Here is a 24449-nt window from a genome sequence, read left to right as displayed (position 1 = left end):
CCTTTGTAGAAAACATCTTGTTGACAGAAATAAATTATCTAATATTTAAAAAAATCTTGGAGACCTAAAATTTAGCAAGTCTAAGAGTTCATATCTAAGCATTACCTCATGTGTACCTGAATTTGCAATATTATAATTTGATGTTGTTAAATCGTAAGCATATCCTAAAAGAAACGATTCGGTAATCTGAAATGCGAAAAGAGTACTTATTGAATCTCCCCACCTCCAAGCAATACCGGCTCTATACTTATTATCTAGTAAAAAATTAGCAGAAACATCCAAAGATAAAGGAGTTCCGGAAACAAGTTTTAATAAAGCTGATGGTTTGAATTTAACACTTTCATTTAAATCAAATACATAGCCTGATATTAAAAAAAAGTGGATTTTTTCAACAGCTGTAATTGCTTCTCTTTCTAATACTGCATCATAATGCTCTGATTTCAATATATTTGGAACAGAAAGCCCTATATACCAACTCTCATTATAATAATACAACCCGGTACCTACAGTTGGTAAGAACTTACCACTAATATTATTTTCAAATAAACTTTCATCGTCAATAACACTCCCCAAGCTCCAATCAATATTTAAAATCCTTCCTCCTAGTCTTAAACCTAACGATAGTTTTCCTAAATCGCTTGTTTTTATTACATATGATAAATTAAAATCAAAATATATCTCATTTGAGGGACCTATTTTATCATTCATCAAATTACCCCCCACACCAAGCCCTGAGGAACCAAGAGGAGAATCATAGCTAAGATTTTGAGTATTTGGCCCTCCTTTAAACCCTACCAACTGTTTACGTGCTAATGCAGTAATTACAGGCTGACCTCGCGAACCAGCATATGCAGGGTTAATACTCATTGTATTAAACATATATTGCGTAAAATGAGGGTCTTGTTGTCCAAAAGTTTTCTTTGAAAAAAATGTACAAAAAATACAAATTAACGTTAAAAGTAGTTTCATTTTTAGTTTCTTTAGTCTGATTGTATAGTTTTATTTTAATATATTGTAAACACGCGTCACCATTATATTAAAAGATCTAAAATATAAAATATGACATGACAAAAACTCTAATATTTGTTATAAATAACAGACTATAAATTTAATTTTATCAACATCCTTTAAATTTTGACTTTAAATAATTAGTATCAAAGTTTAAAAGCATTAATTTTGAGTATTATTTTATTATAAGAAACGTTTTCTTAAGGTTATTCATAAAGGTCAAAGTCATAGATAAATTATTATTCTTTTGGAATAAAAGAAGTTTAAAAACTAATCAATAATAACTTTATCTTATACAACAAGAAATTAAAATAACTTCAACTAATACTTATCGAGATTTTAACATTCTCAAAAAGGGTATTAAAAAATATTGCTTTAGTTTGATACTAATGAATTATTTAAATTTCTTCAATAAATTTATAGTAAAATCTAACTCTTTAAAAGTGTTTAATTTACTGAAAGAAAAACGCACGGATGACCTATTCTGATCTTTTGGTTTTAATAGTAATTCACTTAATACATGAGACCCTATGTTACTACCGCTTTGACAAGCACTCCCTCCAGACACTGAAACACCGCTTAAGTCTAATGAGAATAATAGCATGTCGTGGCTAAAAGGCAATCTAACATTTAAAATAGTATCACTACTTTTATTTAAATTCTCTGATTCTCCATTAAATTCTACTCCTTCAAACTCTTTCTTAAGCTTATTAATAAAATATTCTTTTAATCTTTTTATATAAGCCATATCATTATCTAAGTTTATATAAGATAAACTTAACGCCTTTTCCATACCCAAAATCGAATGTAAATTCTCGGTACTAGACCTAACTCCTCTTTCCTGGTTCCCTCCATGTAACATCGGTTTTAAATCAATACCTTTTTTAACAAATGTAAAACCTACACCTTTGGGGCCATGAAATTTGTGTGCACTCGCTACCATAAAATCAAGTGAAACCTCTTGTAAGTCTAACTTATAATGCCCTATAGCTTGTACTGTATCTGAATGAAATAAAACTCCATTCGCTTTACAAATAGTAGCTACCTCTTTAATTGGCAATAAATTTCCAACTTCATTATTCACCCACATTAAACTGACTAATATTTTACCTTCTAAATTTGAAAGTATATTTGATAGGTTATTAAGATTGATATTACCTTTAAAATCAATATCTAAATAAATTACTTTTATATTATATGTTTCTTTAAGAAAGTCGATTACATGGAGAACAGCGTGATGCTCTATTTTAGTTGTTACAATGGTATCTACCCCTAGGTTGATTACGGCATTTTTTAAAATCATATTATCAGCCTCTGTACCTCCACTAGTAAAAATAATTTCACTGCTTGAAACGTTAAAATAACTAGAAATATTTTTTCTGGCCTCCTCTAAAGCTGCTTTAGCTTTTCTACCAAACCCATGTGTAGATGATGGATTTCCAAAGTTCTCTAACATTGATTTGCTCATTACATCTACAACCTCAGGTAAAATAGGAGTGGTAGCTGCATTATCTAAATATATCTTATCCATAAAACAAAAGTACTAATTTGGATTTTGATATATATAAACTTCAGTTGCTCCCAATCCATATTTTTGATATGATGCATCATAATACTCTACCGGATAACAATCAAGTAGAAAATATAACTCTGACTTCAAAATACCTTCACCAATACCATGTATAAAAACAATTTTATTAATCCTTTTTTTAATACAATATTCTATTTTTTCTCGAGCTATTTTAATTTGATAATCTAATATATCAATCTTTTTTATCTCTTTATTAGAATGAATTAATTTCTCAATATGTAAATCAATTTCCAAAACAACCTCATTCTTTGACTTAACAAAAAGTTTTCTTTTTTTCCTATTTTGACGATCTTTCTCTTTCCAACTCAAACCGCTTAAATTGAATTTACTGTCTAAATCCGTTGTCTTATCATCTATTTTTATTAAATCGCTCTTATAATATCGATATTTCAAACCATCTGAATCTTTGATACAAACCTCTTCTTCAACTATATCAATCACTACTCCCTCTATTTTATCATCAATTACAGCTACTTTGTTTCCAATTTCAAAACACATAATTAACTATTATTTAATTAACTAAAATAAATTAGCATTTACATTTGTAAATAATATTATGTGCAAAAGAACACTAAATAAATGACTAGCTCAAAAAACATCAATACAAAAGTTTTATTTGAAAACGCGAAAAACAATTTATTTCTATCAAAAAAAAGAGAAAGTTTATTGATTGAAATAGCAGATACCATTGCTGAAGCATATTTGGATAGGCAAAAAATAAATATAAATTTTATTTGTACTCATAATTCAAGAAGAAGTCAACTTGCACAAGTATGGGCTTTTTTTGCTATTAATTACTTTCAACTTCCTAATATTTTTTCTTTGTCTGGTGGAACTGAAGTTACTAAATTTCATCGAAATGCAGTAAAAGTTTTACAATACGCTGGGTTTGAATTTGACCTAGACAATTTTTCTCATCAAAATCCTAAATATCTAGTATCATTTAAAGGGTGTAAAACTCCTTTGAGAGCTTTTTCAAAAATATTTGAAGATCCTATTAATGAATTCCCATACATAGCGATAACCACATGTAATAATGCTCATGAAAGCTGTCCTTTTATTCCAGATGCAATTCATAGGCTTCATTTACCTTATTCTGATCCTAAAATTTTTGACAATACCCATAAAACTCGTGAAGAGTATCTAGAAACAAGTAATCTTATTGCAGGTGAAATATACTTTATTTTCGAAGAAATAAATCGTCAGATACTTAAAATATAAGCTATACTTGTGTATTTTTATCGTACGGTATACTCTTTAAGATATAATTAATAACATTAATTCTTGCAATTGTTTTTCTATTAGCTCTGATAACTTTCCATGGAGAGATCTCTGTATTCGTTTTCGAAAACATAGTACGTTTATATTCTGTGTATTCATCCCAAAGCTCTTGAGCACGTTCGTCAACGGGAGTCATTTTCCACTGCTTTAGCGGATCATTTTTGATCTCATTAAATCGCTTTGCTTGCTCCTTTTTATTAATAGACATATATATCTTTACTAGTCGAATACCCGATTCGAGTATCATTCTCTCAAAATCATTGACCTGATTCATAAAAATATTGTATTCTTCGATTGTACAAAAGTTATTAACAGGCTCAACAACAGCTCTGTTATACCAACTCCTATCAAAAAAGACCATTTCTCCTGCCTTTGGGAACTGTTCTACATATCTTTGAAAATACCATTGCGTTCTTTCATCCTCATTAGGTTTTGGTAAAGCTACAATTCTCATATGTCTAGGATTAATTCGTTCAGTTATTCTTCTTATGGCACCTCCTTTTCCTGCAGCATCTCTTCCTTCGAATAGAACAATTACTCTTTCCTCATTTTGAATTGCCCATGTTTGTAATCGAATTAATTCTACCTGGAGTTTTTTTAACTTTCGCTCATAATTCACATAACGAATCGCTCTTTCAAGGTTATATGGCTCTTTTGATAAAATAGCTTTTAAGCCTCTCACGGAATTTAATTTATTAACATCTTTCTTGCTTAGATTTTCCATAAATTTAGTCTAAATGGTTTACAGAACGATAATAACGTGTTACTATATTAGGGTCTGGATTCAAGATTGTTTGTGCTTTTTTTTTCCCTTCATAATCAAACTGAGATAAAACATGTCGCATTGACTCAACTCTTGCCTTTTTCTTATCATTTGTTTTAACTACAATCCAAGGGCTATAGGCTGTATGAGTTTTACTAAACATCTCATCTTTATAGAAGGTATACTTATCCCATAGCTCTTGTCCTTTTTTATCTACTGGACTAAACTTCCAGCGCTTCAATGGGTTATTATTTCTTGCATTAAATCTTCTTAATTGTTCTGATTTTGATATAGAAAGCCAAAACTTTATAATAACCACACCATCCTCGTACAACATATGTTCAAATTCGGGAACTTGAACTAAAAACTTCTTATACTGTCCATCATCACAAAATCCCATTACGGGTTCTACTACAGCTCTGTTATACCAGCTTCTATCAAAGAATACAATTTCTCCTGGATTTGGAAGTTCTTTTATATATCGTTGAAAATACCATTGTCCCTTTTCAACTTCAGTTGGTTTATTGAGTGCTACCAAGCGCATTGCTCTCGGATTTAAATGTTCAGTAAATCTTCTTATGCTTCCTCCTTTACCTGCAGCATCTCTTCCTTCAAAAATTACTGCCACTCTTTTATTATTTTTAGCTATCCACTGCTGTAATTTAACTAACTCTATTTGAAGTAATTTTAATTCATTCTCATAATTAATTTTTGTTTTAACTTTCTCGATAGAGATTCCCTTCTTCTTAATCAATTCTAACAGCTCAGTATTAGAACCAATATTTTGAAAATCAAAACTGGTTAGCTTAATTTTTTCTTTCATAAAAGATGATAAATATTTTTGATTTTTTAACACATGATAGGCTAAAATAAAATGATATTTGCAGTATGAAAAATTTTAAAGCATTTTTATTTATTATTATTCCTTTTTATTGTTATTCACAAAAGCAATATAGTAAAGAATTCAGCTTTATCAATGATAATGATCTTTACATTTCTTATTACCAAGATAGATATTATACAAATGGGATATTTCTAACATATCGATTTATCGATACAAATAATAAATCTAAAGCTGTAAAAAAAATATACAACATCCAACTCGGTCATAAAATGTACACACCGTTTAAAGCGGTTGTTCAATCCCCAGAACTCCATGACAGGCCTTTTGCTGGATATTTATATGGTGGATTTGGTATCGACCAATTTTATGAAGACGATTCATTTATAAAAAATTCTATTGAGATTGGTGCAATTGGTCCAATTTCGATAGCAAAAGAACTACAAAATTTTATACACGATATTTATGGTTTTAAAAGAGCTGTCGGATGGCAATATCAAATAAAAGATGCTTTCGCTTTCAATTTTAAAACAACTTTTGGTACCAAACTGTTTGAAACAAACTCAAAATATTTTGATCTAAACTGGCTTAGTGAAGCCAGTTTAGGAACTGTTTTAGGTAATGTTAACACAGGATTGTTAGGTAGGTTTAGTCTAATACAACTTCAAGAAGTAACAAACTCTATCGCCTTCGGCAGTAACTTAAATGCATCAGGAAGTAACTCTTTTAATGAAAAAGAATTTTTTTTATTCATTAAACCAAAAATTGAATATATATTTTACGATGCTACTATTCAAGGTAGCTTCTTAAACAACGATAGTCCTATAACTTATCCTGTAATGCCTTTTGTTTTTACAAATCAAATAGGAATTTGCTTCACCTCTGGTAAGTTTCATTTTGGATATACTGTAAACTACCACTCAAAAAAACTAAAAAGCACTCAAGTTCCGAGAGGAAACTTTTTTGGTACTATTCAAATTAATTATCAATTTAAATAGTTCATAAAAATAAATTTTAAAAATCATCAAATTAAAATATATTTGTAATTCGAATCATTAGAAAAATAATTCATGAAATTTATCGTATCTAGCTCTCAATTATTAAAACAACTACAAGTTTTAGGAGGGGTTATAAATAGCAACAATACATTACCGATTCTAGACAATTTCTTACTCGAGCTATCAGAAAATCAACTCAAAATATCATCTTCTGATCTTGAAACTACAATGAGTTCCGTAATTATAGTAGAAAGTACAGACTCAGGTTCTATAGCTATTAACGCAAAATTACTTTTAGATACCTTAAAAACGTTTCCTGATCAGCCTTTAACATTTAAGACCGAAGGAGAAAACACCATAGAGATTATTTCTGAACAAGGAAAATATGATATGGCTTATTTTAATGGAGATGAATTTCCTAAGGCTGTTGAACTTCCTTCGCCTAGCAGTAGTGAAATTCCATCTCGTATTTTGGCAGCTGCCATAAACAAAACTATTTTCGCAACAGGAAATGATGATTTAAGACCTGTTATGAGTGGTGTTTTTTTTCAGTTTAATTCAAAAGAATTAACCTTTGTAGCTACTGATGCTCACAAGCTAGTTAAATACACTAGAACAGATATTACTGCCGACAAGTCAGCAGAATTTATAATGCCCAAAAAGCCTCTTAACCTTTTAAAGGGAATACTAGGATCGACAGAAGAAAATGTTTTAATTGAATATAACGATACAAATGCTAAATTTTCATTTGAAAACATTATTCTAATATGCCGTTTAATTGATGGCAAATACCCCAATTATGAAGCGGTAATACCAAAAGAAAACCCGAATAAGTTAACTGTTGACAGAGCTACATTTTTGAATTCTGTTCGCCGTGTTTCTATTTTCTCTAGTAAAACTACGCATCAAATTCGTTTGAAAATGGCAGGTACAGAATTAAATATTTCTGCAGAAGACTTAGATTACGCAAATAAAGCTGATGAAAGATTAATATGCGATTATCAGGGAGATGATATGCAAATTGGATTTAACTCGCGATTTCTAAGTGAGATGTTAAATAACCTGAACTCAAATGATGTTTTAATAGAAATGAGTTTACCGAATAGAGCAGGAATTTTGACACCTATTGATGGGACAGAAGAAGGAGAATTAATTACAATGTTAGTTATGCCAGTAATGTTGAACACCTAAATAACCACAAAATATTAATAAATAATAAAAAGTATAATTACAGCAGAATTAATTATACTTTTTTTATTTAAAAATAAATATTTATTGTTTTAAGAACAGTTCTCGAGCTATTTATTTTAATAAAAGATAAAAAAAGTAAAAAATATTTTTAATAATTTTTGGGAAATATTTTAAACGAAAAATAAATTAACATCTCTTTAATTATTGTTAAAACATTTCCCTTTTAAAAACCATAAATAATTGTAAATTTACGTTTTTCAAATTAGAGGAATTTACAATGGGTAAAATTATTGCAATAGCAAATCAAAAAGGTGGAGTTGGTAAAACAACAACTACCGTAAATTTAGCAGCTGCTTTAGGCGTTTTAGAGAAGAAGGTACTATTAATAGACGCTGACCCTCAAGCAAACGCAACTTCAGGACTAGGTATAGACGTTGAGTCTGTTGAAGCCGGTACCTATCAAGTTTTAGAACATACAGTTGATCCTAAAGACATCATTGTTACTACCGATTCTCCTAATGTTGATATAATTCCCGCACACATAGATTTAGTTGCTATTGAGATTGAATTAGTAGATAAAGCACAGCGTGAATTTATGCTTAAAACTGCCTTAGAAAGTGTTAAAGAAATATACGACTATATCCTAATTGATTGCGCTCCTTCACTTGGTTTAATTACATTAAACTCGTTAGTGGCAGCTCAATCGGTAATTATTCCTATACAGTGCGAATATTTTGCACTTGAAGGTCTCGGTAAATTACTCAACACAATCAAAAGTGTTCAAAAAATACACAATCAAAATTTAGCTATTGAAGGTCTGCTATTAACCATGTATGATCCTCGCTTGCGATTATCTAATCAGGTCGTTGAAGAGGTCAGAAAACATTTTAGTTCTATGGTTTTTGAAACAGTAGTTCATCGAAATATTCGCTTAAGTGAAGCCCCTAGTTACGGTGAGAGCATTATTTCTTATGATGCAACCAGTAAAGGTGCTGTAAATTACTTAAATTTGGCAAATGAAATTTTAAATAAAAAAGTTTAAAAACAAATAATGGCAAAAGCAACTAAAAAACAAGCTCTAGGTAGAGGTTTATCCGCTTTACTAAAAGAAACAGCTGAAGTTAATTCGGCTTCTGATAAAAATGCTGATAAATTAGTGGGAAACATCATTGAAATAGACATTAATTCAATAGAGGTTAACCCTTTCCAACCCAGAACTTATTTTGATGAAGAAGCTTTAAGGGAGCTAGCTAGTTCAATAAAAGAATTAGGTGTAATTCAGCCAATTACAGTACGTAAACTTACCAGTGATAAATTTCAATTAGTCTCTGGAGAGCGTCGTTATAGAGCTTCTAAACTAATAGGAAATGCAAGAATTCCTGCTTATATAAGATTAGCTAATGATCAAGAAATGCTAGAAATGGCATTAGTTGAAAATATTCAACGAAAAAATCTTGATCCAATCGAAGTTGCTCTATCTTATCAACGTCTTATAGATGAAATTAAATTAACGCAAGAAGAACTTAGTACTCGCGTTGGAAAAAAACGCTCAACTGTAACAAATTACCTTCGTCTTTTAAAATTAGACCCGATCATTCAAACAGGAATGAGAGATGGTTTTATTTCTATGGGCCATGGCAGAGCTTTAATAAATATTGATAGTAACTCAGATCAACTGAATATTTATGAAAAAATTGTTCGAGATAAATTGTCTGTTAGACAGACTGAAGAGTTAGTAAAAAACTTAAAAGAAGGAAAAATAGCTAAAACCTCTAAGAAAAAAGCTCTACCCAAATATATTACTGACGGTGTTAAAGAAATGACAAACTATTTTGGCAACAAAATTGATGTTACTGTCAACGATAAAGGGAAAGGAAAAATAGCTATCAACTTTAATTCAGAGGAAGATTTTAATCGAATAAAAAAATTATTACAATAATTGTTCATAAAAAAACTCATATTCATTTTTGTTTACTTATGTTTCGTTACATTCTCTTTTGCTCAGAAAGATTCGTTAAACATTAAAGTAAAAAAAACACTTGTAGTAGAAGATTTATATAATCCATTGTCTCCTTCTAAAGCAGCTTTTTATTCAGCTATCTTCCCTGGAGGAGGGCAGATATATAATAAAAAATACTGGAAAGCACCCATTGTATGGGGAGCTATAGGCTCTAGTGTTTATTATTACGTTATTAATAGTAATGATTACGATAGATTTAGAACTGCCTTTAAATTAAGATCACAAGGGTTAAAAGATGAATTTACAGATGAAAACGGTAATCAACTAATTTCAACTTCAGGACTAGAAAATGCTCAAAGAGTTCTTAGAAGAAATAGAGATTTATCGTTATTAACGGGGATACTTCTGTATGTATTACAAATAGTTGAAGCTAGTGTTAATGCTCATTTGCTTCAATTTGAAACAAATGACAATCTAACAATAAAACCATCTCTAAAGATAAATTCGATTTTACAAGAAACTCCGCAGGTTGGTTTAACTTTTAAATATTCTTTCTAAAAAATGAAAATAGCCTTATTAGGATACGGTAGAATGGGTAAAGAGATTGAAAAAATAGCTTTACAAAGAAAACATGAAATTGTTATAAAATATTCTGGAAAAGAAAAATATGATATAACATCTGCAGATATTGCAATAGACTTCAGCCTTCCAGATGTTGCCTATGATAATATTTTAAACTGCCTTGATCATAATATCCCAGTAGTATCCGGAACAACAGGCTGGTTAGCAAAATATGATCAAGTAATCCAAAAATGTAATGATAAAAAGGGCGCTTTCATCTATGCCTCGAATTTTAGCTTAGGAGTTAACTTATTCTTCGAATTAAGCAAGCAATTAGCGCGAATAATGAATAATTTGGAACAATATAGTACATCAATCGAAGAAATTCATCATACAAGTAAATTAGATGCTCCTAGTGGAACGGCTATAACTTTAGCTGAAAACATTATTGGAAGTTCATCAATGAATTCTTGGACTCTAGAAGGTGATAATGATAATAATAATATTCCTATTACGGCTATTAGAACACCTAATGTTCCAGGTACACACACCGTTTCTTATAATTCAATTGTAGATTCAATTGACATAAAACACACAGCTCATAACCGAGAAGGTTTTGCACTTGGAGCTGTAATTGCTGCTGAATGGCTACTTGGTAAAACTGGGGTTTTTAATATGAGAGATGTATTAAGTCTAACTTAAAAGGTAATTTTCGCAACAAAACACCCGTATTAATAATAAATAGAGTTTAAAATATAAAATTATGACATTTACTGAATGGTTTATCTTTTTTTTAATAATTCAAGTTATTCATTTTATTGGTACCTGGAAGCTCTATGTAAGAGCTGGAAGAAAATCATGGGAAGCTTCGATTCCTATTTATAACGCTATTATTTTAATGGGTATCATTAACCGACCAAAATGGTGGGTAATTTTATTATTTATTCCAATTATAAATCTTTTAATGTTCCCTATAATTTGGATAGAGACTTGTAGAAGTTTTGGATATAATAAGAGCAAAGACACAACACTTTCCATACTAACCTTAGGTTTTTATATTTATTATATCAATTATTTCACAAATGATCCTTATAAAGAAAATAGAAGTACCAAAGCTCCTACTCCTTTTGATGAATGGTTGGGCTCTATTTCTTTTGCTATCATTGCTGCTACAATAGTACATACTTATTTTATGCAACCTTATACAATTCCCACGTCTTCTTTAGAAAAAACACTTCTAGTCGGGGATTATCTATTTGTTAGTAAGTTTCACTACGGAGCACGCCCCCCAATGACCGCTTTATCTTTTCCTATGGTACACGATACAATTCCTGGAATAGGTATTAAATCATTCGTATCAGAAGATGATTCTAAGAAACAAAACAACTGGAAAAATAAATTATCATTACCCTATCTAAGGCTTCCTGGCATTCAGAAAATAAAAAGAAATGATATTGTAGTCTTTAATTGGCCTGCAGATACAACAAAAACAATGTGGGGAGATGTTTCTGGAAAGCAAACTTATAAACCTATCGACAAGAGAACTAACTATGTTAAAAGATGTGTGGGTATTCCTGGAGATAGTTTAGAAGTTAGAAATGGGTATGTTTATATAAATAACAAAAGAACCATTCTACCAGATAGAGCAAAACCGCAATGGTATTTTGAAGTGAATACTGGTGGAAAAGAATTTAGTCGTAATGATATTGTAAAATATAAGTTACAAAAAGAATCACGCATATTAGGAAACGGTCTTTATCTATTAAATTTGACTGATGAAGAGGCAGCCTCCTTAGAGAAAAATAAAATTGTTAAAAGTATAAAAAAACATATAGAACCCAAGGGGCAATATCAAAAATCGGTGTTCCCACATAACCCAAAATACCCTTGGTCCTCTGATAATTTTGGACCAATTTACATTCCTAAAAAAGGGGTAACAGTTTCTTTAAATGAAAACACCATTCCCTTTTATGAACAAATTATTAGAAGGTATGAAAATAATAATTTAACAATATTTGAAAATGACATATATATAAATGGCAAAAAAGCCTCTTCTTACACTTTTAAACAAGATTACTTTTGGATGATGGGTGATAACCGCCATAATTCATTAGATGCTAGAAACTGGGGATATGTTCCTTTCGATCATGTAGTTGGAAAACCTGTTATGATTTGGTTTAGCTTTGATAGTGATCTTAATAAAATTAGATGGGAACGATTATTTACAACAGTAGGCGGTAATGGAAAGCCTGTTTCTTATCTATGGCTTGTTGTTGCTCTAGTATTGTTATATGCTTTATATAGTTTTAGAAAAAGAAAAAAGAAAAGAGTTTAATGTCTTTATTTATCCCAGCATATTTTGCTCCTATTTCTCAATATGCAGCAATTTATAAATCAAAAAATATTGTATTTGAAGTAAATGATAATTTTCAAAAACAAACCTACAGAAACCGATGTTATATATATGGTTCAAACGGTAAGTTATCTTTAAACGTTCCTGTAAAACATAATTTAAATAAAGATAGAAAAAAAACAAAGGATACCCTAGTAGAAAGAAATTTTCCCTGGCAAAAACAACATTTAAAATCGCTTCAAACGGCTTATCGTTCTTCTCCTTTTTTTGAGTTTTTTGAAGATGATCTACATAAAATCTTTAATAAAAATTATAAATATTTGCACGATCTTTTGTTTGATACACATTTTTTTATAATGGACTCATTGGGACTGGATCCTGTATTTATTAAAACTAGTGAATACGTGCTAACATCAGAAGACGATTTTCGTACTCTAGCGATTGCTAAAAAAGGAACATCTATTAACATGGATACTTATGTTCAAATGTTTGATGACAAACATGGGTTTATTCCTAATCTTTCCATATTAGACCTTTTATTTATGGAAGGAAGAAATTCTCTTAGCTTTTTAAATAAAATTTCAGTAAATTTATAAAAATTTAACTATCCCTTAAAAAATAACGAATCTATTTCGTTAAACAACCCTTGTATCAATATAGCTAAATAATGCCACATCATTTAGAACCCTTTGCTAGACACTTTATGCCTGAAATTTCTGGCCATTCTCTTAAAATATTAGGCTCAATTATTAAAAGGGAATCCTTTCCAAAAGGTAAAGCCATAATTAAACAAGGGCAGGTTCCTACTAATTTTTATATATTAGTTGATGGTGTTGCTAGAAGTTTTGTTAATCTTAAAAATAAAGAACATACAAGAACTATTTATACAGGAATAACAACATTTGGTCCGCTTTCATCATTAAGTGTTAAGTCGAGTTCAAATGCTACCTATGAATGCTTAACAAACTGTGAATTTTTCATAGGTGACTTTAATGAACTAATTAAAATAATTAAAAATCATCACGAAATTTCTCTTTTATATTCAAAAGTTTTAGAAAAAGTTTTTATTCGTACAGAACAACGATTAGATGAACTTGCTTTGCTAAACGCTACAGAACGCTATTTAAAACTTAAAAAAGATGTACCTGATATTGATAATCTTATACCACAATACCATATAGCTTCTTTTTTAAATATTACTCCTGTACAGCTCAGTCGTATTAGGAAAAAAATATACTCTATTTAAAATATAAACATATGTTAATCTTTTTGTTTGATATTAAACATATATTTGCACCATAAAATATTATATCTGATTTGTTATCAGATATTTGGTTTCCCCTTACAGAAAAAAGGTTTGTTATTACAAACCTTTTCTCTTTTCTAATTCTTTCTAAAAAGAATTCCTCCTTATATTTATTTTAAAACTTTATTTATATGAATCTCTTTTGTAAATCATTAAGCTGATCAGATATTTTCAATCTTAAAACTATAAAAGTATATAATATAATAATTAAGATGCTTTTGCCAATTATATTCAGTACTGGTGCTATATTAAAATTATAAACATAAAATTCAGCAAGATTAAAATTTATATTTTTAAATAAAATATAAAAACAAATTATCACTAAAAAAGCAGTAAGTGTTTTCATTGTAAAAGGAAACATTTTTAATTTAGCATTAACAAACCATAACTTTAAAAAACCAAAAAAAGAAACCACTAAAAATGTTGCTAATGCCAAACCATTGGTTCCAAAGTTCAAATCATAATAAAAATAATTATTCAAATAAAATACTGTAAAGGCCATGCCAAAACTAACAGGTAATGCAATTTTATAAAATTTTGAATTATTAATTATGGCAGTATTATTTCCTAAAGACATATTCAATAATTTTGCAAGTGAAATCATTAATACTACTAACTCACCCCCTGCGTACCCTTTTTCTGGCATTACTTTAAATAAATCTGTTACATTAGTATTTACTAACACAAAAAACAATCCTCCAATCACCAATAAGTTAATAGAGCTTTTTTTATACAAAGACAATAACTCTTTTCCATTGTTATCATTTATTGATTTTGAAGTAAGGGGTTGAATTATTTGAGTCATTGCACGACTTGGCGCCTCAATAAAACTACCAATGAAAACTGCTACGCTATAATACGCTGCCTTTGCAAATCCTTCTTTTCCTGGAATCATAACTTTGTCTATATCAAGAACTATAGCACTTGCACTACCTGCCAACAAAATATATGCTGAATACTTTAATACTTCTATATAATTATGAGGTAAGCTTAGTGTAATCTTAGGTCTATATAACTTAAATGCATATAACATCATCAGTATTACACGAAATATATAAGCATAAGATAAGTATACAATAAAATTCTCTTTGCTAAGTAGATCAAAATAAACTGCAAATAGCAGAACCATTACTGCTACTCTATTGTATAATTCTTTTAATAAATTTCCAAAAACAGACTGTAGTTGCACTTTTGCCCAAGAGTAAAACATTTCAAAATAAGCACAACTTACTGCAACTATATAAATATAAATTGTATAATTTTCAATAATGCGATTGTCTTTAATTGTAGCGCTTAAAATACCATGGTGAAAAATATCCCAAAAATACCCAATTAATAAAGCTATAATTAACGGCAAAAACATAATAGAGCTTAAAAACTTATCCTTTTCGTCTTTGGTGCTATAACTTGTAAAATATTTAATGATCGTATTATGCATACCTAAAACAATCAGAGGCATAATTAAATTTGAAGAAGATAGAACAAAAGTTACCAATCCATAATAATCCTCTTTTAAAAAACGAGCATAAAGAAAGATCGTATTAATACCTCCAATTAAAAAACCCAGATATATAATGACTGTGTTTTTTAGCGATTGTTTGAAAATAATTCCCAATGTAAAATGCGTTTTTTAGTTTTTGATAGTTTTGTGGATAAAAGTTACTAGTTTTTCCGTCAACTTCTTTCTGTGAAATTGAGATATATCCTCTGTTAACATATCAATGCCTTCATTTTTGTAACATTTATAAAGCTTTAATATATAACTCCTAAGTTTTCTCTTATTTGCATGATAAGAAAAGACTTCACCTGATTTAGTTTCTCTGATTATATCCGCCAAGTCTCCTTCAGTTGGCGCTATGCCTAATATCGGTCTTCTTGCTTGTAAATACTCAAATGTTTTTCCTGGGATCATCTCTTTCGCACTAGGATAATCATTTACTACTATAAGTAAGACCTGCGATTTTCTTTGAAATCTTTTAGCATCGTTATGAGGAACATAACCAATTTTCTCAATATTTTTTATGTTACTTTCTTTTAAACTCTTACTTACCGTATCATCAATTTTACCAATGAATCGTAGAACAAAATCATCCCTAAAATTACTGTCGTTCTCTGAAATTTCAGATAGAACTTCCCATAATACTTTAGGATTTCTTTCTGAGCTCATCATTCCAATATAAGTTAATGTAAATTTCGAGTCTATAACTGTATCCTCCTTAACGAAATCATTATCTTCATCATAGCCATTAGTGATAACATCAATTAAACTAGCCTTATCTTTGTATTTTTGTTTCGCATGATTACTAACCATAAGGACACTATCCGCATCTCTAACAACCAAATTTTCAAGATAATGATGCTTTTTAATTGCCTTTTGGCTTAACGGTAATAAATGAAAATAATCTACACTGGTCCAAGGGTCACGAAAATCGGCTATCCACTTAATAGCTAATCTCTTTTTTAAATGCCATCCTATAAGATGCACGCTATAAGGTGGTCCAGTTGTTATTAGAGCATCCACTTTATTTTCTTCTAAATACCTTTCTAATTTCCTTACTGATGGTTTTACCCAAAACATTCGTGCATCAGGTATAAAAAAATTTGCTCTGATATAAAGTAATAATTTTTCAAATAAACTTGGATTAGGGTTCAAGAACCCCATACTGTTTTGTACGTTTGATTTTTTGAACTTTGAAAGAATTGCATTTGGCTCTGTAATACGACATTTTATAATTTCAGTACCTTCAGGAATATCTTTTTCAAGTGTTACATCTGTTAAAGGGTAAACAGGATTCTTCGCTGTAAATACAACAGGTTCTACGCCATAGTATCTTAAATATTTCACAAACTTTAACCAACGTTGTACACCTGGACCACCAGCAGGAGGCCAATAATAAGTTACAATTAGTACTTTCAATATAATTTATAATAATAAGTTAACATTACTTTAAAGTTTTTAAACGCATGCTTCAAATTTAATTTCATCAAATTTCTATTCAATATCTGTCTATTTAGGGCTCTTTAGGTTATAGATTTCATTCTTTTTTTAATTATAAACCCTCCTAGAGGAATTAGAAACATAAAAACATATGATACTAAACTAATCACTCTTCCTTCAGTTATAACTTTAGGCTCAAATTTAAATTCTACTACATGGTTACCTTTTGGAATCGACATTCCCCTTAATACGTAATTTACCCTGCTATGAGGAACTAATTTTCCATCCAAATAGGCATTCCATCCTTTTTGGTAATAAATTTCTGAAAAAACAGCAAATTGAATTGATTTCGCAGATGTTTTGTACCTCAAACTTGCTGCATTATGATCAACTAACTTGATAAAGTCAGTCGAATCTCTTTCAAATTTCACTAATTTATCTATGCTAAGTCTTTCGAAATCCTTTTTTCTGATAATCGCTCCCTCTTTTGTTTTTAAACTATCTAATCCTAAAATTTCATTATTCGCAGATTCTACAACTTTCAATTCTTTAATAAACCACTGACTACCATTAGCTTCTGTATTTTTCTGAACTTTACCTTCCCCTAACACAAAATATTTGGTATTTAGCATATTTAACACTTCTAAGTTATTCTTTGCGATTTGATACTCAAATAGCTCTTGATAACGCTTCATTTTTGCTGCATGATATCCACCAATTGAATTATGAAAATATGATGTTCTTGCTTCGTTCAATACATTCCCTGAAAAGTTTGCCACACGATAATACCCTTTATCCTTTAAAATTTCTTTATCTACATTGTTAGCTACAAAAGGTTTATCAACATTTCTTGCATTAGTAAAATCTTCTTTATTAACATAATTTAAGTCGATTAAAACCAAATCTAAAACAATCAGACAGGTAATAATAATTATAGTTACATTATATTTTATTTTTTTATTGATAAATGCCCATAAAACTCCCCCCGTAAACAAAATTAGTATAAATGACCTAAAACTATCACCTCTCAACATAGATTTTCTATCTGTGATTAAAGCATCCACCAATTCAGGAAGTTGTTGTTGGTATTGAGCATCTCTTAAACCCTGAAAATCAAATAAATTAAAACCTAAAACAGCAAAAAACAATGTAATACTACCGGTAAGATATAATGCTTTTTTTAGAGCCTCTTTTTTGTTTTCTTTTGATACTTCATCTGAGAAAAACTGTTTTAATGCCAAAACACCTAATAAAGGGACACAAAGTTCTGCTATCACTTGAATTGACGATACAGCCCGAAACTTGTCATATAAAGGAAAATAATCAATAAATAGGTCTGTTATAAATGAAAAATTCTTTCCCCAACTCATAATTATTGAAAATACAGTAGCACTTACTAACCAATATTTCACTTTTCCTTGAAGTAGAAAAACACCTAGGAAAAACAAAAAGAAAACTACTGCTCCAATATAGGCAGGAGCTTCAACAATTGGTTGTTTTCCCCAATAAGTTAATACTTCGCTCGAGAACTGTTTTGCTACTTGATCACCCGCTCTTAGTTTTACTGTTTCATAAAATGCAGATTTTTCGTCAAGCCTTTCTACTGTCCCACCACCCATAAATCTTGGTATTAAAAGATTTAGAGTTTCCGATATTCCATAACTGTACTCTGTAATATAAGCTTTATCTAGCCCTGAAGATTTCTCCCTAGGGCTTCCGTCTGGATTTATTGTTAACTCAGATTTACTTCTCGTACTTTGGTTTGCATATTCTTTTGTAGATAATAAGCGCGTAGCGTTTACACTTAGTCCTAAAAAACATGCTGTAAAAACGATTACAATATGTTTAAAAAACAGTTTTAATTCATTATTCTTATATGCATCAACAAACTCGAATATGAGAAACATTAACAAGCAGAAGCCAAGATAATACGTCATCTGAGGGTGATTAGAAACAACCTCTAAAGCCATGGCTACTGAAGTTAAAATAAACCCAAAAAGATACCTTCTTTGATACACATATATAAAACCAGCAAGAACCATTGGCATATACCCTATGGCGTGTGCTTTTGCATTATGTCCAGCTCCGAAAATAATTATTAGATAGGTTGAAAAACCAAAGGATAAACTTCCCAACACTGCTAGTTTCCAATCTACTTTTAAAGCTGTTAATAAAATGAAGAAGCTCAAAAAATATAAGAATAAATAATCTGCAGGTCTTGGCAAAAAGCGTATTACTTTGTCAATATATTTTATAAAATCATTAGGAAACTGAGCTCCTACTTGATAGGTAGGCATACCACTGAATGCATTCCTTAACCAATAGGAATCTTTGCCATGATCTACCCTATAATTTGTAGATTCACGAGCCATTCCTTTATACTGCATAATATCGCCTTGTTTTATTTTTTTTCCACTTAAAACAGGATTAAAATAAAGCAAAGAGGCAATTACAAATATAATACCGACAGAAACGTACGGTAAAAACTTTTTTTTGTCCATGATTTAATCTATCTCTTCAAAATCAATATATTCACCAATATTCTTATCATTTCTATTGGGTTTTGTATCTTTCTTATCAATTACCGTTTTACCTTCCTCCACTATCGTTTCTTCTTTGTAACCGTATTGGCTTTGAGCTTTTTTGTGGACTTTATCTACAGCCTTTTTTAGTAAATAAGGTCCCAATAATTTTATAATAAACTTTACTAAATAGTATATAAAGAGAATTGTGAGAAATGTTCTTATGAAATTTATAAGACCTGCTTGATGTATCGTCATCTTAAAAGAATATTCAAAAAATTATCCAAAAATAACAATTTGATAGAAAAGGCAACGTTAAATACATTACAAATCTTGTAACTATATAGTATTTCATATTTTTATGGTATTTTTGTGCTACTCATAAATTGATTTTATAACATGATTAACAGGCTTTTTATTCTTTTTACGTTTTTCACGTCAGTGTTTGTTCAAGCTCAGTACACTACAGTTATAAATTCAAATAGACCTGGTATTTCTGAAAGTCCATATAGTGTTGGATCTGGTGTATATCAGTTGGAATCTTCGTTATTCTATAGAAACATGCCTCTTATTGAAACTTTTAGCAATCCAGAATCTTTTGGTTTAAATTTGCTTTTCAGAACTAGTTTCTTTCTTGAGCAATTAGAATTTAACTTAAACACCTCACTATCTCATGATAAAATAGGTTTTAAAAATCTTTTTAGCTCCTCTTACAATACAACCGGTTTAAGTAACTTTACACTAGGAGCAAAATACATGATTTATGCCCCCACTTATTCGGATAAATCTAAAGAAATAAGAAGCTGGCGAGCGAGACATTCTTTCGATTGGAAAAGATGGATTCCACATATTGGTATTTTTGCAGGAATTAATTTCGATAATTTTCTAACAGACTATTACAAAAAAGGAGGCTTTTCTACAAGAGTTGGTCTTCTCTTACAAAACGAATTTTCAAATAAACTTAACGTTATTTCTAATGTATTCTTAGATAAAATTGGCACCGATTATTCTGAGTACTCATTTATTGTAACCAGTACATATAACATTAACGACTACTGGTCAAGCTTTATTGAATTACAAGGAGTTTTTGAACAATATCAAAAGAAAAGTAGTATTGGTGGTGGAGCAGCTTATTTATTAAACCCTAATCTGCAACTTAACGCATCAGTTAGAGGTAATCTGGAAGGAAACCTTTTTGGTATAACCTCTACTCTAGGTGTTTCTTATAGATTAGATAAACATGAAGATGCATTTGTAGAACTCGATGACACTGGAAATAAAATAGAAGAGGACAAACCAATAAAGTATGATGAGAATAGAAACTTTTTTGGTAGATTAATTAGTAAAATAAAGAAGCTTTTTACAAAAAACAAAAATAATCAAAAAGTAGACTTAGATATCTCTCCAAATAGCAAAGACGAGAATGGTGAAGATAAAAAATTAGAAAAACCAAGAAGAGAAAGACAAAAATCATTAGTTGATGTTATCACGAAAGAAGATGAGAAACAGAAGAAAAAAACAGCTAAAGAAATAAAAAAGGCAGCAAAAAAAGCTAAGAAGGAAAAAGAAAAGATGGCGAGAAAAGCACAAAAAGAAAAAGAAAAAGCAGAAAAAGAAATAAAAAAAGCACAAGAAAAGGAAGCTAAAGAAGCACAAAAAGAAAAAGAAAAAGCAGAAAAAGAAATAAAAAGAGCACAAGAAAAGGAAGCTAAAGAAGCACAAAAAGAAAAGGAGAAAATTGAAAAAGAAGCTAGAAAAGCGAAAGAAAAAGAAGCTAAAGAGGCTGAAAAGGAAGCAAAAAGGAAAGAAAAAGAAAAAGAAAAGTTAGAGAAAGAAATAAAAGAATTAGAGGAAGAAATAAAAGAAGAGGAAGAAAAAAAAGAGAAAGAAAAAAAAGAGAATGATAATTAAAAGAAAAATCATTAATTGTAAATGATATCTATTAAAGAAGTAAAAGATAAAAAGGGAATGAAACAGTTTGTTATGTTCCCTTTCTCGCTATATAAAAATAATACTTATTGGGTACCTCCGATCATTAATGACGAGTTAGCTAATTTCAATGCAAATAGTAATCCAATATTTGAACATGCAAATGCTAATTTCTTTCTTGCATACAAGAACAATGAAGTAGTAGGGCGAATTATAGCTATAGTTAACACATATGAAGTAAAAAAACAGAACATTAAAAAAATGCGTTTTGGATGGTTTGACTTTATTGATGATCTTGACGTAAGTAAAGCTTTATTAGATAAAGTAAAAGCAATTGGTAAAAACAATAACTTAAATTTTGTGGAAGGCCCTGTTGGATTTAATAATTTAGATAAAACAGGAGTTCTTGTTGATGGATTTGACCATATAGGAACAATGATTACCTGGTATAACCATCCCTATTATAAAGATCATTTAGAAAAATTAGGATTTAAAAAAGAAAAAGAATATGTCGAAAGTAAGTTTCCTTTTAAAAATGTTAATCTCGAAAAATACACTAAAGCTGGTAATTTAATTCAAAAAAGATATGATTTAAAAGAAGTTAACTTTAAATCAACGAAAGATATTATTCCTTATGTAGATGAAATGTTTGATTTATTTAGTCAAACGTATTCGAAACTATCAACCTACGTTCCTATATCACAAGAACAGATAGAATATTTTAAAAAGAAATATATTTCTTTTATAAACCCTGAATATATTAAATTTGTAATGGATAGGGATGAAAATATGGTTGCTTTCGCAATTGTTATGCCTTCGTTTTCGAAATCTTTACAAAAAAATAAAGGTAAATTATTTCCTTTTGGTTTGTTACGATTACTAAATGCACGAAAAAAATCAAAAGATGTTATTTTTTATTTAATAGGAGTACATCCTGATTATCAAAATAAAGGAGTTACCGCTGTGATCTTCCGAGAATTCGCTAAAACATTTAGAAATAAAGGAATTGAGAATTGTATAAGAACACCAGAGTTAGAAGATAACATAGCTATTCATAAAATCTGGAAAGACTTTTCTCCCACTATCCACAAAAGAAGAAGAACATACAGAATTGATCTATAATGCAACTATTCTATAACTCAGAAATTTCAAGCGAAGAAAAAAAGTTTACTTTTAGTAAAGAAGAAAGTAAACATATTATAAAAGTCTTAAGAAAAAAAGAAGGAGATACTTTACATATAACAAACGGAAATGATTATCTGTTTAATGTACAAATAATAGTTCCAAATGATAAAAAATGTGTTGTTGAAATTAAAGATTTTCAGAAAACATTAAATAACAGAAATTATCACTTGCATGTAGCCATTGCACCTACAAAAAATATAGATCGTTTTGAATGGTTTCTTGAAAAAGCTACAGAAATAGGTATAGATGAAATAACACCATTACTATGTAAGAACTCTGAAAGAAAACACCTAAAAATAGATAGATTAAATAAAATTTTACAATCTGCACTAAAACAATCTCTTCAATATAAATTACCAAAATTAAACGGCTTAACTGACTTTAAAGACTTTATTAACAATAAGTTTACCGGAGAAGGCTTTATTGCTCATTGTGAAAATGATGATAAAAAATACTATTTAAAAAATATAGTAAAGCTTCGTTCAAGATATACAATTCTAATTGGTCCTGAAGGGGATTTTTCTTTAGATGAAATTGAAAATTCTAAAAAAAATGGCTTTATTCCTATCAATTTAGGAAAAACTAGATTACGAACGGAAACAGCAGGCATAACTTGCTGTCAAAATATTAATTTTTTACATCAATAATTCTTTTTTGTATCTTTAGACCAAAGATTAACCTATTTTTTTGAGTACGTCGGACTTTTTCAATATTTTTCTTTTGGTTAGCTCCTTACACGGATTTGCTTTTAGCCTTATTCTATTCAACTCTAAAAATGACAGTGGAAAGAGTATGTTATATTTGAATCTTTTAATACTTTCCATTTCTTTGAATAATTTTCAATCTTGGGCTTTAGCAAACAAACTTTTCCAGCACAAATTTGTACTTGACTATATTCAAATTCCTTGGCATTTTTTAGCCATGCCTTTTTTATATATGTTTTTAATTAACTACATTAATTTAAAATCAAAAACATATAATCTTTTAAAAATTATACTTCCTGTATTCTTTTTTGCTATTGTAGCACAAATATCATTTGTACTATTCTATTGTGATAAGGATAGTCAAAAAAATCTAGATTTTATTTATGAAAGATATACATCAATTGAGGAGATAATTAGTTTTATTATTTCAATTAGTCTATTTCTTTATTCATATTATCTATTTTATAAAAAAGAAAATATTCTGGAAAAAACTTTATCTTATGATAACTTTAAATGGATCGATACATTTTTTAAATTATCATCTATAGGTTATACACTTTGGATAATTGCATTGATCGTAAAAGTTTGCTTGAATTTTAAAGGGTTTATTTTTTCCTATTACCCCTTAAGAATTTATACAACTGTTTTAATATATTGGTTAGGCTATCAAGGGTTAAAACAGGCTCGAATTCGAAAAGAACGTAAGCAAATAAGAAATAAAATTATAAACAACCAAAAGAACAGTAAAAGACTAAAAAAAAATAATAAAAAAGACAACGAAAAAAATATTTTATCATCACATAGTAATATCTCAGTTACGGAAGAGCAGTATAAAAAATATCAAAAGTATTTTTTAAAAATAGATCTATTGATTAAGTCTGAAAAAAAATTTTTACTTCCTCGTTATACCCTCCAAAATCTTGCTTCAGAAACTGAATTTAGCCAAAGCACGCTCTCACTTATAATTAATAATATTTCAAAAAAGACATTTATTGAATATTTAAACGAAATGCGTGTTGAACAAGCTAAAGAATTGTTAACGGATGAACATTATGAAAATTACACCATAACTGCAATAGGTTTGGAGTCTGGATTCAATTCAAAATCTACATTTTATACCGTTTTCAAAAAACATACAGGCTTGACGCCTTTCTCTTTTAGAGAAAAATCCTTGAAATCAACTTTAAGTTAATTAAAAGTTAGTTCGAAATCATCCAAAACAGGTGTTTCTGAACTGCCATATCATCAAGTTTATATAAGTTTGTATACATGTGAGCTTTGAAACAAAATAGCTTTAATATAAAATACATTTAACTAA

At 29.4% G+C, this 24449-nt stretch carries 23 protein-coding genes; 14 read left to right on the top strand and 9 right to left on the bottom strand.

What is annotated here, in order from left to right:
- Window positions 1-45 precede the first annotated feature (45 nt).
- From AC2GW8_RS14170 to AC2GW8_RS14160, 3 genes are all read right to left on the bottom strand, one after another.
- The gene (locus AC2GW8_RS14170; protein ID WP_440880527.1) at window positions 46-969 is read right to left on the bottom strand and encodes a PorP/SprF family type IX secretion system membrane protein; all 924 of its coding nucleotides are present in this window, start codon (window positions 967-969) and stop codon (window positions 46-48) included.
- A 433-nt stretch (window positions 970-1402) separates the two neighbouring features.
- Window positions 1403-2539, bottom strand: coding sequence for a cysteine desulfurase family protein (locus AC2GW8_RS14165; RefSeq protein ID WP_440880526.1), 1137 nt, complete (start codon window positions 2537-2539; stop codon window positions 1403-1405).
- 12 nt (window positions 2540-2551) lie between these two features.
- Window positions 2552-3097: a Smr/MutS family protein gene (locus AC2GW8_RS14160; protein ID WP_440880525.1), complete on the bottom strand. Its 546-nt coding sequence runs from the start codon at window positions 3095-3097 to the stop codon at window positions 2552-2554.
- A gap of 81 nt (window positions 3098-3178) precedes the next feature.
- Here AC2GW8_RS14160 and AC2GW8_RS14155 point away from each other — a divergent pair, with 81 nt between their 5' ends.
- Window positions 3179-3820 carry a low molecular weight phosphatase family protein gene (locus AC2GW8_RS14155; RefSeq protein WP_440880524.1) on the top strand — a complete coding sequence of 214 codons (642 nt, stop codon included), beginning with the start codon at window positions 3179-3181 and terminating at the stop codon, window positions 3818-3820.
- Window position 3821: 1 nt separating this feature from the next.
- On the opposite strand, the gene ppk2 (AC2GW8_RS14150) is transcribed toward AC2GW8_RS14155, so the two are convergent.
- Both ppk2 (AC2GW8_RS14150) and ppk2 (AC2GW8_RS14145) read right to left on the bottom strand, forming a co-directional pair.
- Window positions 3822-4604, bottom strand: coding sequence for a polyphosphate kinase 2 (gene ppk2 / locus AC2GW8_RS14150; protein ID WP_440880523.1), 783 nt, complete (start codon window positions 4602-4604; stop codon window positions 3822-3824).
- Window positions 4605-4608: 4 nt separating this feature from the next.
- Window positions 4609-5466, bottom strand: a complete 858-nt coding sequence (ppk2, locus tag AC2GW8_RS14145) for a polyphosphate kinase 2 (protein ID WP_440880522.1) — start codon at window positions 5464-5466, stop codon at window positions 4609-4611.
- A 65-nt stretch (window positions 5467-5531) separates the two neighbouring features.
- Between ppk2 (AC2GW8_RS14145) and AC2GW8_RS14140 the strand changes: the two genes are divergently transcribed.
- From AC2GW8_RS14140 to AC2GW8_RS14100, 9 genes are all read left to right on the top strand, one after another.
- Window positions 5532-6482: a lipid A deacylase LpxR family protein gene (locus tag AC2GW8_RS14140; RefSeq protein ID WP_440880521.1), complete on the top strand. Its 951-nt coding sequence runs from the start codon at window positions 5532-5534 to the stop codon at window positions 6480-6482.
- Between the two features lie 72 nt (window positions 6483-6554).
- Window positions 6555-7673, top strand: a complete 1119-nt coding sequence (dnaN, locus tag AC2GW8_RS14135; RefSeq protein ID WP_440880520.1) for a DNA polymerase III subunit beta — start codon at window positions 6555-6557, stop codon at window positions 7671-7673.
- Between the two features lie 277 nt (window positions 7674-7950).
- The gene (locus AC2GW8_RS14130) at window positions 7951-8715 is read left to right on the top strand and encodes a ParA family protein (RefSeq protein WP_440880519.1); all 765 of its coding nucleotides are present in this window, start codon (window positions 7951-7953) and stop codon (window positions 8713-8715) included.
- Window positions 8716-8724: 9 nt separating this feature from the next.
- Entirely contained in the window at window positions 8725-9612 is an 888-nt protein-coding gene (locus AC2GW8_RS14125) for a ParB/RepB/Spo0J family partition protein (protein WP_440880518.1), read from the top strand.
- A complete protein-coding gene (locus tag AC2GW8_RS14120) occupies window positions 9613-10191 on the top strand; it encodes a DUF5683 domain-containing protein (RefSeq protein ID WP_440880517.1) in 579 nt (192 codons plus the stop codon). It begins immediately after the preceding gene.
- 3 nt (window positions 10192-10194) lie between these two features.
- Complete coding sequence (dapB, locus tag AC2GW8_RS14115; protein WP_440880516.1) at window positions 10195-10896, top strand: 4-hydroxy-tetrahydrodipicolinate reductase; 702 nt, start codon at window positions 10195-10197, stop codon at window positions 10894-10896.
- Window positions 10897-10957: 61 nt separating this feature from the next.
- Window positions 10958-12529, top strand: a complete 1572-nt coding sequence (gene lepB, locus AC2GW8_RS14110) for a signal peptidase I (protein WP_440880515.1) — start codon at window positions 10958-10960, stop codon at window positions 12527-12529.
- Window positions 12529-13143, top strand: coding sequence for a WbqC family protein (locus AC2GW8_RS14105; protein ID WP_440880514.1), 615 nt, complete (start codon window positions 12529-12531; stop codon window positions 13141-13143). The genes lepB and AC2GW8_RS14105 overlap by 1 nt, the downstream gene beginning before the upstream one ends.
- Before the next feature lie 71 nt (window positions 13144-13214).
- Window positions 13215-13793: a Crp/Fnr family transcriptional regulator gene (locus AC2GW8_RS14100; protein ID WP_440880513.1), complete on the top strand. Its 579-nt coding sequence runs from the start codon at window positions 13215-13217 to the stop codon at window positions 13791-13793.
- Between the two features lie 187 nt (window positions 13794-13980).
- On the opposite strand, the gene AC2GW8_RS14095 is transcribed toward AC2GW8_RS14100, so the two are convergent.
- The 4 genes from AC2GW8_RS14095 to AC2GW8_RS14080 form a co-directional block, all read right to left on the bottom strand.
- A complete protein-coding gene (locus AC2GW8_RS14095) occupies window positions 13981-15468 on the bottom strand; it encodes a lipopolysaccharide biosynthesis protein (RefSeq protein ID WP_440880512.1) in 1488 nt (495 codons plus the stop codon).
- A gap of 15 nt (window positions 15469-15483) precedes the next feature.
- Entirely contained in the window at window positions 15484-16770 is a 1287-nt protein-coding gene (locus AC2GW8_RS14090; protein ID WP_440880511.1) for a glycosyltransferase family protein, read from the bottom strand.
- A 104-nt stretch (window positions 16771-16874) separates the two neighbouring features.
- Complete coding sequence (locus tag AC2GW8_RS14085) at window positions 16875-19292, bottom strand: YfhO family protein (protein ID WP_440880510.1); 2418 nt, start codon at window positions 19290-19292, stop codon at window positions 16875-16877.
- A gap of 3 nt (window positions 19293-19295) precedes the next feature.
- Window positions 19296-19571: a DUF4834 domain-containing protein gene (locus AC2GW8_RS14080; protein WP_440880509.1), complete on the bottom strand. Its 276-nt coding sequence runs from the start codon at window positions 19569-19571 to the stop codon at window positions 19296-19298.
- Window positions 19572-19712: 141 nt separating this feature from the next.
- Here AC2GW8_RS14080 and AC2GW8_RS14075 point away from each other — a divergent pair, with 141 nt between their 5' ends.
- From AC2GW8_RS14075 to AC2GW8_RS14060, 4 genes are read left to right on the top strand one after another with little or no spacing between them, the layout of a single operon-like run.
- Window positions 19713-21224, top strand: a complete 1512-nt coding sequence (locus AC2GW8_RS14075) for a transporter (RefSeq protein ID WP_440880508.1) — start codon at window positions 19713-19715, stop codon at window positions 21222-21224.
- 21 nt (window positions 21225-21245) lie between these two features.
- The gene (locus AC2GW8_RS14070; protein ID WP_440880507.1) at window positions 21246-22364 is read left to right on the top strand and encodes a GTP cyclohydrolase; all 1119 of its coding nucleotides are present in this window, start codon (window positions 21246-21248) and stop codon (window positions 22362-22364) included.
- On the top strand, window positions 22364-23074 hold the full coding sequence (locus tag AC2GW8_RS14065; protein ID WP_440880506.1) for a 16S rRNA (uracil(1498)-N(3))-methyltransferase: 711 nt from the start codon (window positions 22364-22366) through the stop codon (window positions 23072-23074). Before AC2GW8_RS14070 ends, AC2GW8_RS14065 begins: the two co-directional genes overlap by 1 nt.
- A 40-nt stretch (window positions 23075-23114) precedes the next feature.
- Window positions 23115-24323, top strand: coding sequence for a helix-turn-helix domain-containing protein (locus AC2GW8_RS14060; RefSeq protein ID WP_440880505.1), 1209 nt, complete (start codon window positions 23115-23117; stop codon window positions 24321-24323).
- The last annotated feature ends 126 nt before the right edge of the window (window positions 24324-24449 follow it).

The sequence above is a fragment of the Tenacibaculum profundi genome, assembly GCF_057162725.1.
Note: the sequence above shows the minus strand (reverse complement) of the source record. Positions and strands in the feature narration are given on the sequence as shown.

What these genes read in the sequence shown, in the direction of transcription:
- AC2GW8_RS14165 (WP_440880526.1), bottom strand. Translation starts at nt 2,539, where the DNA reads ATGGATAAGATATATTTAGATAATGCAGCTACCACTCCTATTTTACCT.
- AC2GW8_RS14170 (WP_440880527.1), bottom strand. Translation starts at nt 969, where the DNA reads ATGAAACTACTTTTAACGTTAATTTGTATTTTTTGTACATTTTTTTCA.
- lepB (WP_440880515.1), top strand. Translation starts at nt 10,958, where the DNA reads ATGACATTTACTGAATGGTTTATCTTTTTTTTAATAATTCAAGTTATT.
- dnaN (WP_440880520.1), top strand. Translation starts at nt 6,555, where the DNA reads ATGAAATTTATCGTATCTAGCTCTCAATTATTAAAACAACTACAAGTT.
- AC2GW8_RS14080 (WP_440880509.1), bottom strand. Translation starts at nt 19,571, where the DNA reads ATGACGATACATCAAGCAGGTCTTATAAATTTCATAAGAACATTTCTC.
- AC2GW8_RS14085 (WP_440880510.1), bottom strand. Translation starts at nt 19,292, where the DNA reads ATGGACAAAAAAAAGTTTTTACCGTACGTTTCTGTCGGTATTATATTT.
- AC2GW8_RS14070 (WP_440880507.1), top strand. Translation starts at nt 21,246, where the DNA reads ATGATATCTATTAAAGAAGTAAAAGATAAAAAGGGAATGAAACAGTTT.
- ppk2 (WP_440880522.1), bottom strand. Translation starts at nt 5,466, where the DNA reads ATGAAAGAAAAAATTAAGCTAACCAGTTTTGATTTTCAAAATATTGGT.
- AC2GW8_RS14130 (WP_440880519.1), top strand. Translation starts at nt 7,951, where the DNA reads ATGGGTAAAATTATTGCAATAGCAAATCAAAAAGGTGGAGTTGGTAAA.
- AC2GW8_RS14065 (WP_440880506.1), top strand. Translation starts at nt 22,364, where the DNA reads ATGCAACTATTCTATAACTCAGAAATTTCAAGCGAAGAAAAAAAGTTT.
- AC2GW8_RS14125 (WP_440880518.1), top strand. Translation starts at nt 8,725, where the DNA reads ATGGCAAAAGCAACTAAAAAACAAGCTCTAGGTAGAGGTTTATCCGCT.
- dapB (WP_440880516.1), top strand. Translation starts at nt 10,195, where the DNA reads ATGAAAATAGCCTTATTAGGATACGGTAGAATGGGTAAAGAGATTGAA.
- AC2GW8_RS14155 (WP_440880524.1), top strand. Translation starts at nt 3,179, where the DNA reads ATGACTAGCTCAAAAAACATCAATACAAAAGTTTTATTTGAAAACGCG.
- AC2GW8_RS14140 (WP_440880521.1), top strand. Translation starts at nt 5,532, where the DNA reads ATGAAAAATTTTAAAGCATTTTTATTTATTATTATTCCTTTTTATTGT.
- AC2GW8_RS14160 (WP_440880525.1), bottom strand. Translation starts at nt 3,097, where the DNA reads ATGTGTTTTGAAATTGGAAACAAAGTAGCTGTAATTGATGATAAAATA.
- ppk2 (WP_440880523.1), bottom strand. Translation starts at nt 4,604, where the DNA reads ATGGAAAATCTAAGCAAGAAAGATGTTAATAAATTAAATTCCGTGAGA.
- AC2GW8_RS14100 (WP_440880513.1), top strand. Translation starts at nt 13,215, where the DNA reads ATGCCACATCATTTAGAACCCTTTGCTAGACACTTTATGCCTGAAATT.
- AC2GW8_RS14075 (WP_440880508.1), top strand. Translation starts at nt 19,713, where the DNA reads ATGATTAACAGGCTTTTTATTCTTTTTACGTTTTTCACGTCAGTGTTT.
- AC2GW8_RS14105 (WP_440880514.1), top strand. Translation starts at nt 12,529, where the DNA reads ATGTCTTTATTTATCCCAGCATATTTTGCTCCTATTTCTCAATATGCA.